Here is a 14,206-nt window from a genome sequence, read left to right as displayed (position 1 = left end):
AACTTCCGTCATCGGGGGAGGACTCCGTGCGCTCGACCCTGCGCAGATCCCTGACGGCCACCGGTGTGGCCGCCGCCGTCGTCGCGGCGCTCGCCGCCGGGCCCGGCACCGCGACCGCCGGCCCGCCGCCCCTCTCCGAACCGTCACCGGGCGCCCTGGTGGAGGTCGAGATACCCGGCCCGGAGAACGGCGTGCTCGCCGGATCGGGCCACGCGCACGTACCGGCCGCCGGGCGGGGCGCGCCCGCGTCGCGACTCTCCGCTGCGGAGAGCGCCGCCGACGGGACGGTCACCAAGGTGGTCGACAACGGGCCCACCGCCGACCGGCTGGACGTCGTCGTCATCGGCGACGGGTACACGGCCGGCGAACTGGACCGGTTCCACGCCGACGCGCGGGCGAAGTGGGCGGAGGTGGCGGCCGTCGAGCCGTACACGACGTACCAGGGCCTGTTCAACGTGTGGACGGTCGACGCCGTGTCCCGCGAGTCGGGTGTGACCGGCGACCCCGACCGGGGCACCGTCAGGGACACCGCGCTCGGGGCGTACTTCTGGTGCGGGGACATCGAGCGGCTGCTCTGCGTCGACCAGGAGAAGGTCGACGGGTACGTGGCCCTGGCACCCGACGCGGACCTGGTGCTCGTCCTCGCCAACAGCGCCAAGTACGGCGGCGCCGGTTACAACGAGCCCAGCGAGACCCTGGGCTACGACGGCATCTCGACGGCGTCCGCCGGCAACGAGAAGTCCGGCCAGGTCGCCATCCACGAGACGGGCCACTCGCTGGGCCGGCTCGCCGACGAGTACTTCTACCCCGGCCTTCCCGACTACGCGCGCTACACGGGCCGCGAGCCCGCCGATCCGAACGTGTCCACGCTGGACGCCGGCCGGATGGCCGCGCGGCAGACCAAGTGGCACCGCTGGCTGGGCGAGCAGTCGCCCGACGGCGGCACGGTCGGTACGTACGAGGGCGGCGGCTACTACGTCTCCGGTCTGTACCGGCCGACGGACAGCTCGCTGATGCGGGTCCTGGACAAGCCGTTCAACCTGCCGGGCGTGGAGGCGATGATCGCCGGCTTCTACCGGCACGCCCGCCCCGCGACGGCCGTCAGCCCCACGGACCGCACGCTGCGCCGTCACCACGCGGCGGAGGTCGCCGTGCCGCGCCTCACGGGGTCGAGCGGCCGGGCCCTGACGGTCCGCTGGTACCTGGACGGCCGCGAACTGCCGTCCTTCGCGGGCCGCACGGAGGTGCGGGTCACGGAACTGGGTGTCCGGCTGCTCGACTTCAGGACGCACAAGCTGTCGGTCACGGTCGAGGACCGCACACCGTCGGTGCGCGACCCGGAGATCGCGCGGACACTGCGCGCGACGGTCGAGTGGAAGGTGCGGCTGTAGGGCGGGCGCGGTCGGCGGGCGGCGCGGGGGCGGCCGTGGGGCGGGCGCCCGCCCGCTCAGTGGCCGGCGGCCGTCAGCGGTCGGCCGCCGTTCCGGTCGTGCTGCCGGTGCCCGGGGCCATGAGGCCGTCCAGGAGGTCGGCCAGCACGTCGATCGGTGTGGTGGCCGGGCCGGTGGGCTCCGGCGGGGCGGCGGGCTGCCGGTCCTCCGGGTCCGCGGCGTCCGCCGGCTTCCCGGGGCCCGGCGGTACGGGCGCGGGCCCGGGCTCCGCGGGTCCGGCAGCGGGCGTGGGCACGGGGAGCGGCGGCGCGGGGCGCTGATCGGGCGCCGCCGGCGGCGCGGCGGGGACCTCCGCCCAGGGGGTGCCGTCGCCGGTGACGGGGCGGGGCAGGTCCGGGGCGCCGGCGGGCAGCAGGTCCGTGGGCCGGGGGGCGGCGCTCGGGGACAGCGGGGCGGCGCCGGGGCCCCGCGGGGCGGTCGCGGCGCGGTCCGGGCCCCCGGGCGGCGTGGTCGAGCCCGCCGTGTCGGGCAGCGGGCTGTGCAGGGACTCCGGCGTGGCCCGGGAGGCCGGAGTGTCGTGGCCCGACTGCAGGACGAAGGCGAGGGCGCCGACCACGCCCATGGCGGTGGTGGCCCTGATCATGACGAAGCGGGCGCTGCTCGTGCGGCGTGGTTGCCTGTGCTTGCCCATGGGGGCGCCTCCGGGGCCGTGCGTGGTGCGTGGTGCGTGACGGTCGGATGTGGTCCGACGGTCGGACAATGGGATCCGCGCCCGGAAAGTGACGGCCGGTGCGGCGTTGTGGACCGCCTGTGGCGAAGTTGCTACACAGCGCGGGCCGTGTCCGGCTCGCCGGGCCGATGCGGCCGGGCGTCCGCACAATGGAGTCGGGGCCAGCGGCAGGCGGGAGGAACGTCTCGTGGCATCGGAGCCGCCGGGGGACGCCAGGGATCGGAGCCCGCTGTGGTCCGAGCCGGGGACGCTGCTGCAGCACGTGCCCGTCGCCGTCTTCGGCCTCGACCACGACGACCGGGTCTGTTACTGGGGGCCGGGCGCCCACGACCTGTTCGGGTACGACGCGGACGAGATCCTGCGCCGGCCCGGCGCCGCGCTCTTCGCCGACGCGGCCGGGGACGTGTCCGCGTCGTGCGCGCGGATGGCGGAGCGCGGCCGGGTGGACGGGTACTGGCGGGGCCGGCTGACGGCCCGCGGGAAGGACGGCGAGGTCTTCGACTCCGGGTTCCGGGTGTTCCCCGTGGACGGCGCCGAGGGGCGCTCCGTACTGATGGGCCTCGCCAGCCGCAGCGAGGAGCTCGACCGGGTGAAGACCAATCTCGCGTTCCTCGACGCCCTGTTCCAGACGTGCCCCATCGGGCTGGTCATGCTCGACGAGGACTTCCGGTACATCCACCTGAACCAGGCGCTCGCCGACATGGACGGGATGCCCGTCGAGGACCACCTCGGCCGCCGGGCGGACGAGGTCATGATCATGGCGGACGCCGCCGCGTGGCGGGCCGCGCTCCACACGGTCACCGAGAGCGGCAGGCCGCTGGTGGGGATGCCGGTGAGCCTGCGCACGGCCGGACACCCCGGCCGGGACCAGGTGCGGTCGGTGAGCCTGTTCCCGCTGAGCCAGGCGGTCGGTACGCGGCCCGGCGTGGGCGGCCTGGTGGTGGACGTGACCGACCGGGAGGAGGCGCTGCTGGAGGCGGAGGCGGGCCGGCGGCGGCTGGCGCTGCTGGACCGGGCCGCGTCCCGCATCGGGACGACCCTGGACGTCGACGTCACCGCGCGGGAGCTGGTGGACACGGTGGTGCCGGAGTTCGCGGACGGGGCGGTCGTGGAGGTCGTGGAATGGCTGGACGAGGACGAGCGGTTCGACCCAGCGCTGCCCCTCCTCACCCGTCGTATCGCCGCCACGACCACGCTGCCGCCGCCCGCCGACGACGTCGTGGGCGGCCTGGAGCACGTCACGTACCCGCCGGGGTCCGCCATCCACGACATGCTGCGCACCGGCCGTCCGATCTGCGCGGCGGTCGACGAGGACTTCGTGGCGCGGACCGTGGTCCTGGAGGAGCGGGCCCGGCTCCTCACGGAGAGCGGCCTCGCGTGCATCCTGATCGCGCCGCTGATCGCGCGGGGCACGGTCCAGGGCATCACCCTGTTCGGCCGGTCCGCCGCCCGGCCCGCCTTCACCGAGGACGACCTGGGCCTCGCGGCCGAGCTGGGCTCCCGCGCGGCGCTCTGCCTGGACAACGCCCGCCTGTACAGCCGCGTCCAGGACATCGCGCTCACGCTCCAGCGCGCCCTGCTGCCCAGCGCGACGGCGACCAGCCCGTACGTGCGGATGGCGCACCGGTACGTGCCGGGCAGTCGGATCACCGAGGTCGGCGGCGACTGGTACGACGTCGTCGCGCTGCCCGGCGAGCGGGTCGCGCTGGTGGTCGGCGACGTGATGGGGCACGGGGTGCCGGCGGCCGCCGCGATGGGCCGGCTGCGGATCACGGCCAAGGCCCTGGCCCGGCACGACCGGGCGCCGGACGACCTGATGGGCGACCTGGACGCGTGCGCCCAGGAGTCCGGCATCGAACTGGCGACGTGCCTGTACCTGGTGTACGACCCGACGACCGGGCGCGCCCGGATCGCCAGCGCGGGCCATCCGCCGCCGCTGCTGCGGCACCCGGACGGCCGGGTCGAGGCGATCGGGGACGTCCTCGGCGTGCCGCTGGGTGTCGGTGGCTTCGCGTATCTGACGACGGAGCGGGTACTTCCGGACGGCGCCACCCTCGCCCTCTACACGGACGGCCTCGTCGAGGCCCGCGGCCGGGACATCGAGACGGGCCTGGCGGCCCTGCGGGAGGAACTCGCGTCGGCGACGGGTCCGTTGGAGGCGGCGGCCGACCGCATCCTCGGGAACCTGCTGCCGGACCCGCCGACCGACGACACGGTCCTGCTCCTGGCGCGCGTGCACCGCACGCCCGGCCCGCAGGTGTGATGCGTCTGTCCTACGCCCCGGTGTAGCGGAGCAGGACGCCCGTGCCGTCCTGGAGGGGCGGGTCGTCGTGGGGCCGGACGATCAGTTCCGCGTGGGTGGCGACGGCGGCGCGGATCAGGGCCGCGTCGGCGTCCTCCTCCCAGAAGTAGTCGACGCCGAAGGCCCTCAGGTCGTGGCCGGACAGGGCGAGCCGGTTCGGTTCGGAGCCCACCCAGAGGCGCCGGCCGGGCGGGCGCGGGGTGGTGAGGACGAGGGCCTGGGCCTGGCCGCGCTGCAGGGCGGCGACCGCGGCGGCGAGGCCCTCGACGTCGCCGGGGCGGCGGGCACGCTGGGACTGGAAGGCGTCGAGCTGCTGCTGGTCGCGGGCGCGCATCCGGTCGGCGAACAGGCCGGCCAGGTCCTCCTCGAGGACGGTCCTGCCGGGCTCGGGCTGGTGCCGGCCACCGTTCTTGATCTTGGTGAAGCGGTCCTGGAGGCGTTTCGGTGCGAGCCGGGTGATCGTGTTGGCGGCCCACGGGTCGCCGGAGACGACGATGGCCTCCGTGGCGCCGGTGCGGGGTCCGTCGCCGCCGTCGGTCAGCTCGGCGAGGAGCTGCTCGGCCTCCCGCGGCCAGTCGTCGGCCGGTATCCGCTCGTGGATCTCGTGGGGCGGGGCGACCCTGCTGATGGGCCAGCTGCCGACGCTGACGTCGATCTCGATCTCGTCGTGGGCGCCGTGCTCGCCGGTGTGCAGCCGGTGGGTCGCGACGGCGGCGTACGGGATGTCGGGGGCGTGCTGGAGGCAGAGCGGGACGGTGTCGGGCACGGTGCCGTACCGGGCGGAGTCCCGGTCCGGTGGGCGGGGCAGGCACTCGGCGAGCAGGACGCGGCCGCCGGCGGCGAAGACGGCCTGCCCGTGCTGCCCGGCGATCTCCCGGTCCGTGCCGATCTCGGCCTCGATCGCGCGGACGGTGGCGGGGTCGGCGTCGTGGGCGAGCAGGCTGTCCCGGAGGTGCCGCCAGCGCACCTCGACGGCCCGGTCGGGCTCGTCGATGTCGCGGGAGGTGTCCAGGTACACGGACGCGACCGGTCGGTCCTGCTGGTAGAGGGGTTCGAGGAACTGCAGCTTCACGGCGTGCTCCCGGCGTTCGTTCTCTCGTCGTTACGGCTACCCCCGCGCGGCGGGGGGACACGCGACGTACGGTCACCGGCGGTCACCCCCGGTCACCGAACGCCGCTTCCCGGGCCACCTGGCCGAGGGTGTGGCCGGTACGGACGGAACGCGCGCGCCGCGGATCGGAGGCGCCGCCGGTGCCGGCGTGCGCGTCGGCCTTCTTCACCAGCAGCCACGCCTCGCGCTCCCCGCCGCCGCCCGACCGTATGCGGGTGAGCGCGTACGCCCCGTGCAGCTTGTGGCCGTCCAGCCGGAAGGAGGCGTGGCCCGCCCGGAGCGCCTCGCCCATCGGGATCTCGCGGCCGTCCCGGCCGGAGGAAAGGTTCCGGTAGGTCCCCTCGTCCCAGATGATCACGGTGCCTGCGCCGTACCCGCCCTCGGGGATGACGCCCTCGAAGTCCCGGTACTCCAGGGGGTGGTCCTCCGTCGGCATCGCCAGCCGCTTGTCCTTGGGGTCGGCGGACGGCCCCTTGGGGACGGACCAGGACTTCAGGACGCCGTCCGCCTCCAGCCGGAAGTCGAAGTGCGTCGTCGTCGCGTCGTGGATCTGCACGACGAACCGGGGCCGGCCGGAGCCCGGGGCCTCGTGCGGCCGCTCCCCCTCGGGCTCGGTCGTCCGGGAGAAGTCACGCTTGCGGTGGTAGCGCTCCAGTGCGCCTTTCGTCCCCTTCGCACTCACGGCATCCGCGTACCCCGGCGCCTCCGGGGCACACCGGGGCCGTACCCGGGTGCCGACGGTCCGGACCGTGCGGTTCCGGCCATCGGAGGGGCCTTGGCGGCAGCACCCGTGACAGCTGGCGGAACGTCAGACTCCGCGCTGGTCAGGGCGCCAAAAGCGACCTGACACCGCGAAAGGATCAGTAGTGAGGAGTCTCACAAAATGCCATTTCCGTTCGGATTTTCGCCAGGGCATGGGTCAAGATCCCTGGCGACGACAAGCCCTCGCCGCCCTGGCGAGGCGGTCCGGGCGGACGCCGAGTCCTGCCGCCGTCCGGATGTCAGGTCGACGCATTGTGGATCGGCAGGAGTGGAGGACCCAGCAGTACCGGGGCGTGCGCACCATGGCCGTCCCTTGGGGTGAAGCCGCGTCAGCGGCCGGGCAACTTCGCCTGCCCGAACCCGACAGGTCATCCTTCACAGGCGGATGACGAAGGGTTGCGCATGACCGCGCAGAATCATGTCCCGTCCCTGCTGTCCCGGGCCGGCACCGTGTCGGCCCTGACCCTCGCCGCGATCGGCGGCACGATGCTGGCGCCCGGCGCCGTGTCGGAGGCAGAGGCGGCGGCGCCCGCGTACGCCGTCAAGGCGCTCAACGTGGCGGCCGCCAAGAAGGGTTCGCCGTACAAGTACGGGGCGGCGGGCCCGACCCGGTTCGACTGTTCCGGCCTGACGCTCTACGCGTACAAGCAGGCGGGCAAGACGCTGCCGCGCACGGCGCAGCAGCAGTACAACAAGACCCGGCACATATCGGGGTCCGCCCTGCTCAAGGGTGACCTGGTGTTCTTCCACTCCGGTGGGCGCGTCTACCACGTGGGCATCTACGCCGGGGGCGGCAAGATCTGGCACTCGCCGAAGTCCGGTTCGGTGGTGAAGCTGGACCGCATCTGGTCGAAGTCCGTCTACTTCGGCCGGGTGCGCTGACCTGAGGGTCACTGGCCCTCGGGTGACCGCCTGTCACCCGAGGGCGCGTACGGCGTCGACGACGAGGTCCCAGAACCTGGGGACGTCCACGTCGACGCCGACGTACGCGTTCGGGCGGGCGCCGGTCACGCCGTCGAGGTCCACGACGGTGGCGCCGCGGGTGTGGGTGCCGGTCAGCTCGATCGCGACGGGGGCGTGGACCAGGGTGATCAGGTCCGGGTCGATGAGGTGCGCGACCGTCAGCGGGTCGTGCAGGGGCGGGGCCGGGAAGCCGAAGACCTCGCGGTACGTGGTGCCGAAGTAGGTCAGCAGGTCGGTGCAGAGGCGGGCCAGCGGTGTGCCGAGCGCGTCGATGCGGGCGACGACGTCGGGCGTCGCCAGCGCCCGGTGGCTGACGTTGAGGCCGATCATGGTGACGGGCAGGCCGTTGCTGAAGACGATGTCGGCGGCCTCGGGGTCGGCGAGGATGTTGAACTCCGCGGCGGGCGTCCTGTTCCCGCGCTCGGTGGATCCGCCCATGAGGACGATCCGCTCGATCCTCGCGGCCAGCTCCGGGTGGGCGAGCAGGAGCGCGGCGATGTTGCTGAGCGGCCCGGTCGGTACGAGCGTCACGGGCACGGGGTGGGCGCGCAGCGTGTCGCGCAGGAACGTGACCGCGTCGCGGCCGTCGACCGGCACGGTCGGCTCGCCGAAGCCGGGCCCGTCGAGCCCCGACTCGCCGTGGATGTCCGGCGCGACGATGCCGGAGCCGTGCAGGGGGCCGGCGAGGCCGGCGGCGATGGGTACGCCCTCGATCCCGGCGACCGTGCACACGCGGCGGGCGTTCAGCGTGGTCTTCTCCACGGTCTGGTTCCCGGCCACGGTGGTGATCCCGAGCAGCTGGACGGCCGGGTGGGCGGCGGCGAGCAGGATGTTGAAGGCGTCGTCGTGGCCCGGGTCGCAGTCCAGGATCACGGGGATGGGCATGCGTCTCTCCTCCTTCACGGGTTCACGACCTTCCCCGTCGCGTCAGGCTCCACGCGTCACACGCGTCCGTGGGCCTTCTGCGCGCGGCGGGACAGGGAGTCGATCACCACGGCGATGAGCAGCACCCCGCCCGTGATCATGAACTGGACCGCTCCCCGGATGCCCAGCAGCGCCACGCCCGAGGCGATCGACTGGATGACGAGCACGCCGAGCAGCGCGGACCACACCGTGCCGCGTCCGCCGAAGAGGCTGGTGCCACCGATGACCGCCGCGGCGATGGCGTTCATCAGAAGGAGCCCGCCGCCGGACGCCTGGCTGGCCGAGGTGACCCGGGAGGCCAGGAAGAGGCCGCCGAGCGCGGCCATGCTCCCCGAGATCATGAACACGCTGATACGGATCCGGTCCACGCCGATGCCGGCCCGCCGCGCCGCCTCCAGCCGCCCGCCCAGCGCGAACACCGTCCGCCCGTAAGGGGTGCGCCGCAGGACGAAGTCGAGGGCGACGAGCACCACGATGAAGATGAGCAGGGCGAGCGGCAGCCCCTGGAACCGGTTGAGCACGAAGGCGGCGGCGAAGGCCACCACGGCCAGCGCGCCCGTACGCACGGCGATCTCGCCCGGTGTCCGGAACGGTACGCCCGCCGCCCTGCGGCGTCGCGCGTCGCGCAGCGCGACCAGCAGGTAGCCGGCGACGCCGAGCGCCGCCACGCCGTACGCGACCGCGACGTAGTGGAAGTGGTAGCTGGTCAGCTGGGCGACCAGGCCCTCGTCGTCGAGGTTGACGGTGCCGTTCGACCCGAGGATGTACAGCATGAGCCCGTTCCAGCCGAGCAGCCCCGCGAGGGTGACGACGAACGCGGGCACGCCGACCTTCGTGAAGACGAAGCCGTGGAAGAAGCCGATCGCCGTCCCCAGGGCCAGGGCCAGGAGCAGCGCGGGGCCCTCCGCCAGGCCGTGATGGACGTTCAGCATGGCGAAGGCGGCCGCGGCGAGACCGCTCACCGAGCCGACCGACAGGTCGATCTCGCCCAGGAGGAGGACGAAGACCACACCGACGGCGATCAGTCCGGTGCCGACGATGTCGACGCTCAGGTTGGACAGGTTGCGGGGCGAGAGGAACTTCTCGTCGAAGCTGACGAAGATGATCCAGATCGCGGCGACGCTGATCAGGACGGGCAGGGAGCCCAGTTCGCCGCCGCGGAGCCGGCCGGCGACCGCCTCGGCGAGGCGCCGGCCCCGGGACGGCCGCGGGTGCGAGCGCGGGTGCGCCTGCGGGTGCGGCTCGGGGCGCGGGTGCTGCCGTGTGGGCCTGGGGGTGCCGTTCACAGGTCCGCCTCCCACTCGCGGGACGCCCGGCGCGTCACGGCGTTGTCCGTGGCCCCGGTGATGGAGGAGATGATCTGTTCGTGGGACGTGGTGGTCACGTCGAAGAAGCCGTTGTTCCGGCCCAGGCGCAGCACGGCGACGGAATCCGCGACGGCCTTCACGTCGCCCATGTTGTGGCTGATGAGGAGCACGCCGAGCCGCTGTTCCCGGAGCCGGTCGACGAGTCCGAGGACCTGCGCCGTCTGTTCGATGCCCAGGGCGGCGGTGGGCTCGTCGAGGAGGACGAGCCGGGGTGCGCCGATCAGGGAGCGGGAGATGGCGACGGTCTGCCGCTGGCCGCCGGACAGGGACGCGACGGGGAGGCGCACGCTCGGCATGCGGATGGAGAACGCGTGCAGCAGGTCGAGGGTGCGCCGCTCCATCTCCACCTCGTCGAGGACGCCGAGGCGCTGGATCTCGCGGCCGAGGAAGACGTTGCCGACGACGTCGAGGTTGTCGCACAGGGCGAGGTCCTGGTAGACGGTCGCGATGCCGAGGGCCTGGGCGTCGTGGGGGCGGGTGATGTGGACGGGCCGGCCGTCCCACTCGATGGTGCCCCGGTCGGCGGGGTCGACCCCGGCGATCACCTTGACCAGGGTGGACTTGCCCGCGCCGTTGTCGCCCACCAGGGCGACGACCTCGCCGGCGTGGATCTCCAGCTCGATGTCCGCGAGGGCCTGGACGGCCCCGAACCGTTTGAAGATGCCCCGCAGCACGAGCAGGGGCGGTTCCGCCGGACGAACCATGTGCGCCTCCTTGCGCCCTAGCCGGTGAGTCCCGCCTTCTCGCAGGCGGCGGCGTACTTGGGCGTGCAGATCTGGTCGATGGTGTAGAGGCCGTCCTTGACGACCGTGTCCCGGATGTTGCCGACGGTGACGGATATCGGGGTGAGCAGCACCGTCGGGACCCCGCTCGTGCCGGTGCCGTCGGCGGCGCCGGTGGTGGCGCCGGGCGGCGGCTCTCCGCGGATGAGGGCGACGGCCATCTCGGCGGCGGCGTCCGCCTCCAGCCGGAACGGCTTGTAGACGGTCATGTACTGCTCACCGGCGACGATCCGCTGGATGCCGGCGAGTTCGGCGTCCTGGCCGGTCACGGGCGGCAGGGGCGTGATCTTGGCGGCCTTGAGGGCGGAGATGATGCCGGAGGCGAGGCCGTCGTTGGCGGAGTACACCCCGTCGATACGGTCGGCGCCGAGGGAGGCGATGGCTCCCGCCATGTTGATGTGGGCGTTCAGCGGCCTCCACTCGGCCGTGTCGTACGCCTTGCCGATCCGGACGCGGTCCTGGAGGACGGACAGGGCGCCCTCCTTGAACCAGCCGGAGTTGGGGTCGGTCGGGTCGCCGTTCATCATGACGATCTGTGCGTCGCCGGCCCGGTCGCCGAGGGCCCGGAGCAGGGCCTCGCCCTGGAGCCTGCCGACCTGTGCGCCGTCGAAGGAGACGTATCCGGAGATGGGTCCCTCGACGAGCCGGTCGTACGCGATGACGGCGATGCCGGCCTCCCGGGCCTTCTCGACGGAGGAGCGCAGGGACTTGGAGTCGACGGCGCCGAGGATGATCACGCGGACCCCCTGGGTGATCATCGAGTCGATCTGCCGGTGCTGGATCGCCACGTCCTGCTGTGCGCTGGCGGACATGACGGTGCACGCGGGGCACAGTTCGCCGATGCGGCGTTCGAGCAGGGGCCGGTCGTACTGCTCCCAGCGGTTGGTGCTGCCGGGCAGGAGCACGCCGACGCTCATGCTGTCGGGCGGCACGTGCCCGCCGGTCTCCTCCACCTGGGCGGCCTTGCCGCAGGCCGCGAGGGCGGAGGCCAGGACGAGACCGGCCACGAGCGCGGCGGTGGGGCGTCGGCGGCGGATCATGGCGCACTCCCCACGAAGAGTTCGGCCCACACCTGTTTGCCGCCGCCGAGCGGTACGGAGCCCCAGGACGCCGTCATCGCCTCGACGAGCAGCAGGCCGCGCCCGCCGGTGGCCTCCCAGTCCGTGCTGGTGGCTTTGACGGGCGCGCGGGGAGAGGTGTCGTTGACGGCGACGCGCAGGCGGTCCCCGGCGAGGGTCAGGTCCAGGCGGACCTCGCCCTGGGTGTGCGCGATGGCGTTGGTGACGAGTTCGGACACGACGAGCAGGGCCACGTCGACCTCCTCGCGTACGGACCAGGAGCGCAGGGTGCGCGCGGTGAAGCGGCGGGCGTGCATGACGGCGTCGGGGAGCCGCCACACGGCCCACCGGGCCCGGATCGGCCGGACGCGCATGCCGTCGTAGCGCAGGAGCAGGACGGCCACGTCGTCGTCCCGGCGGCGGGTGCTCGCGACCAGTTCGTCGGCCACCCGCCCCGGGTCGGCGGGGTCCGCCCCGGCGAGCAGTTCGCGCACCGCGCGCAGCCCTTCGTCCAGGGTGAGGGTGGAGGACTCCACCAGGCCGTCGGTCAGCAGGGTGACGAGCGTGCCGGGGCTCAGCCCCAGTTCGGTCATGGGGAACTCGGCGTCCGCGAGGACGCCCAGCGGGGGGCCGCCCTCGATGACCGTCTCCTCCGTCGTGCCGTCGGGGAAGCGCAGCAGCGGCGGCAGGTGTCCGGCGCGGACGACCCAGGCGATGCCCTCCTCCATGTCGAGGTCGACGTAGGAGCAGGTGGCGAACAGGTCGGTCTCCATGCCGACGAGGAGCCGGTTGGCGTGCGCCACGACGACGTCCGGCGGATGGCCCTCCACGGCGTACGCCCGGATGGCGGTGCGCATCTGGCCCATGATCGTGGCGGCCCCGGCGCTGTGTCCCTGGACGTCGCCGATGACGAGGGCCACGTGGCCGTCGGCGAGGGGGATCACGTCGTACCAGTCGCCGCCCACTTCCAGGCCCGCCGTGGCGGGCAGGTAGCGGGCGACGGCCACGCCTCCGGGCAGGGCGGGGAGTTTGCGGGGCAGGAGGCTGCGCTGGAGCATCGTGGCGAGTTCGTGCCCGGCGTCGAGGGCGTGGGCGCGCATGAGGGCCTGGCCGACCATGCCGGCGGTGGCGGTCAGCAGGGAGCGCTCCTCCGCGCCGAACCGGTGCTCACCGTCCCAGCCGACCAGGCACACGCCGACCGTACGGCCGTCCGCGGGCAGCGGCAGGACGGCGAGCCCGCCGGGGCCGATGCCGGCGAGGCCCGGTTCGAGGTCGGTGCCCGGCGGCCACAGGCCCACATGGCCCTCGCGCAGCGCGCCCTCCAGGGTCGGCAGGCTGTGGCAGGAGGCGTCGGGCCACTCCGAGCGCCACTCGGACCGCCACGCGTCGGGCCAGGCGTCCGGCTGCGGCGGGTCGAGGAGGGTGACCACGAGGCGGTCGCCCTCCAGCTCGGCCACCGCGACCCGGTCGGCCTGGAGCGGGTCCCGCAGGGACTCCACGACGACCCTGCTGACGTCCCGGATGGTCGTCGCCCCGGCGAGCGCGGCGGACAGCCGCTGCACGAGGGAGACGTCGTCGACGCTGGGCCGCAGGTAGGAGGCGTCGCCCACGACGCCCAGCACGCGCGTGGGCCTGCCGTCGGCGCCGGCCTGCACCCGGCAGCGCAGGCCCAGCCAGCGCAGCTCGCCGCCTGGGCGGCGGACCCGGAACGCCAGCTGCTGGTCGGCCGCCGCCCGGCCCGGCTCGACGACCGCCATCAGGGCGGGCAGGTCGTCGGGTACGGCGCGTTCCAGGAGGGTCGACACGTGCCCGTCGAACTCGTCCTGCGGGATGCCGAGCAGGTCGAGCACCGGGGGGTCCACTTCCATGCGGCCGGTCCGCAGGGTCAGGACGAGACCGCCTCCGCGCACCGGCAGCAGGGTGGGCCCGGCACGGGGCCCGGTGTCGGTACGGGCGGGTACGCGGGCGGCGGCGGCTTCCAGCCCGGCGGCCGTCTGGTCGGCGTACAGCTCCAGCAGCGCGCGCTGATCGTCGTCGAAGCCACCGGCGGCGCCCCGCACCACCAGGAGGCACCCGAGCAGCCGCGACTCCCCACCGAGGGGGAGGGCGCCCAGAACGACGGCACCGCCGTCGCCCGGCTCGCCGCCGGCCCCGGTCGCGGCCTCGGCTGCGGCCCTGGCACCGGGCGCAGCACCGGCACCGGTCTCGGCACCGGTCCCGCCGACAGCGCCAGTCGCGGTCGCGGCCCCGGTCGAGATTCCGGCCGCGGTACCGGACGGAGGACCGGCCCCGGCCCCGGTCGGGGGCCCGGTCGGCGGCCCGGCGCCTGCCCCCGCCGCCGCACTGGCCCCCGCCGCAGCCCCCGCCCCGGCGCCCGGCGCCTCCGGTGCGGGTGGGCCCGTGTCGTAGCGGGCCAGGTCCTCCGCGGTCAGCCACAGGGGGCGGCCCGTGCGGCAGGCGACGGCGACCGGGGAACGGTCGGCGAGCGTGTGCACGGGCGGGGGCCGGTACGGCCCGTCGGTGCTGCCCGCGGTCTCGGCGAGCCGCAGCTCGGCGCCGTTCTCGGTCAGCACGTAGACAGCGGCCATCCCCACCCCGCCGGAAGCAAAGATCTGCCCGGTCAAGCCTGCACCGCCTCCGTGCGCGGCAAGCTGCCAGCGTGTGTCGCTGTCCATCACTCCCCTCCATGCTGCTACGGGGTGAGCGTGGGCAGCCAGTCAGAGCGGCGCGTCCGAGGGGCTGCGGCCCTGGGGGCACGGCGACCGCCGTGTGTCGCAACTTCGCCACAGGACGACCTGATCGCCGATCAGCCGTCA

11 protein-coding genes and 1 riboswitch are annotated in these 14,206 nt (G+C 74.1%); of the genes, 3 read left to right on the top strand and 8 right to left on the bottom strand.

The window, feature by feature from the left end:
• Positions 1 to 26: 26 nt before the first annotated feature.
• Complete coding sequence (locus ABEB09_RS31740; RefSeq protein WP_345693360.1) at positions 27 to 1,391, top strand: M64 family metallopeptidase; 1,365 nt, start codon at positions 27 to 29, stop codon at positions 1,389 to 1,391.
• 73 nt (positions 1,392 to 1,464) lie between these two features.
• Here ABEB09_RS31740 and ABEB09_RS31735 read toward each other — a convergent pair whose 3' ends face one another.
• Entirely contained in the window at positions 1,465 to 2,082 is a 618-nt protein-coding gene (locus ABEB09_RS31735; RefSeq protein WP_345693359.1) for a hypothetical protein, read from the bottom strand.
• 226 nt (positions 2,083 to 2,308) lie between these two features.
• Here ABEB09_RS31735 and ABEB09_RS31730 point away from each other — a divergent pair, with 226 nt between their 5' ends.
• Entirely contained in the window at positions 2,309 to 4,384 is a 2,076-nt protein-coding gene (locus ABEB09_RS31730; RefSeq protein ID WP_345693358.1) for a SpoIIE family protein phosphatase, read from the top strand.
• A gap of 10 nt (positions 4,385 to 4,394) precedes the next feature.
• Here ABEB09_RS31730 and ABEB09_RS31725 read toward each other — a convergent pair whose 3' ends face one another.
• Together ABEB09_RS31725 and ABEB09_RS31720 are read right to left on the bottom strand one after the other, a co-directional pair.
• A complete protein-coding gene (locus tag ABEB09_RS31725; RefSeq protein WP_345693357.1) occupies positions 4,395 to 5,495 on the bottom strand; it encodes a baeRF2 domain-containing protein in 1,101 nt (366 codons plus the stop codon).
• Between the two features lie 82 nt (positions 5,496 to 5,577).
• Positions 5,578 to 6,216, bottom strand: a complete 639-nt coding sequence (locus tag ABEB09_RS31720) for a DNA polymerase ligase N-terminal domain-containing protein (protein WP_345693356.1) — start codon at positions 6,214 to 6,216, stop codon at positions 5,578 to 5,580.
• Between the two features lie 315 nt (positions 6,217 to 6,531).
• A riboswitch (cyclic di-AMP (ydaO/yuaA leader) is annotated at positions 6,532 to 6,695 on the top strand.
• Positions 6,696 to 6,698: 3 nt separating this feature from the next.
• On the opposite strand from ABEB09_RS31720, the gene ABEB09_RS31715 reads away from it, so the two are divergent.
• Positions 6,699 to 7,178, top strand: a complete 480-nt coding sequence (locus ABEB09_RS31715) for a C40 family peptidase (RefSeq protein ID WP_345693355.1) — start codon at positions 6,699 to 6,701, stop codon at positions 7,176 to 7,178.
• A 33-nt stretch (positions 7,179 to 7,211) separates the two neighbouring features.
• Here the strand turns inward: ABEB09_RS31715 and ABEB09_RS31710 are convergent, their stop codons facing one another.
• The 5 genes from ABEB09_RS31710 to ABEB09_RS31690 are packed head-to-tail and all read right to left on the bottom strand — an operon-like array spanning position 7,212 to position 13,978.
• Positions 7,212 to 8,144 (bottom strand): nucleoside hydrolase, encoded by a 933-nt coding sequence (locus tag ABEB09_RS31710; protein WP_345693354.1) that lies wholly within the window; start codon positions 8,142 to 8,144, stop codon positions 7,212 to 7,214.
• A gap of 56 nt (positions 8,145 to 8,200) precedes the next feature.
• Positions 8,201 to 9,469, bottom strand: a complete 1,269-nt coding sequence (locus ABEB09_RS31705; RefSeq protein ID WP_345693353.1) for a sugar ABC transporter permease — start codon at positions 9,467 to 9,469, stop codon at positions 8,201 to 8,203.
• A complete protein-coding gene (locus ABEB09_RS31700; RefSeq protein ID WP_345693352.1) occupies positions 9,466 to 10,254 on the bottom strand; it encodes an ATP-binding cassette domain-containing protein in 789 nt (262 codons plus the stop codon). Before ABEB09_RS31700 ends, ABEB09_RS31705 begins: the two co-directional genes overlap by 4 nt.
• Positions 10,255 to 10,271: 17 nt before the next feature.
• Positions 10,272 to 11,372: a sugar ABC transporter substrate-binding protein gene (locus tag ABEB09_RS31695; RefSeq protein WP_345693351.1), complete on the bottom strand. Its 1,101-nt coding sequence runs from the start codon at positions 11,370 to 11,372 to the stop codon at positions 10,272 to 10,274.
• Positions 11,369 to 13,978 carry a SpoIIE family protein phosphatase gene (locus ABEB09_RS31690; RefSeq protein WP_380841156.1) on the bottom strand — a complete coding sequence of 870 codons (2,610 nt, stop codon included), beginning with the start codon at positions 13,976 to 13,978 and terminating at the stop codon, positions 11,369 to 11,371. The genes ABEB09_RS31695 and ABEB09_RS31690 overlap by 4 nt, the downstream gene beginning before the upstream one ends.
• Between the last annotated feature and the right edge of the window lie 228 nt (positions 13,979 to 14,206).

The organism is Streptomyces coeruleoprunus, from assembly GCF_039542925.1.
In the GTDB taxonomy this organism is placed as follows: Bacteria; Actinomycetota; Actinomycetes; order Streptomycetales; family Streptomycetaceae; genus Streptomyces; species Streptomyces coeruleoprunus.
Note: the sequence above shows the minus strand (reverse complement) of the source record. Positions and strands in the feature narration are given on the sequence as shown.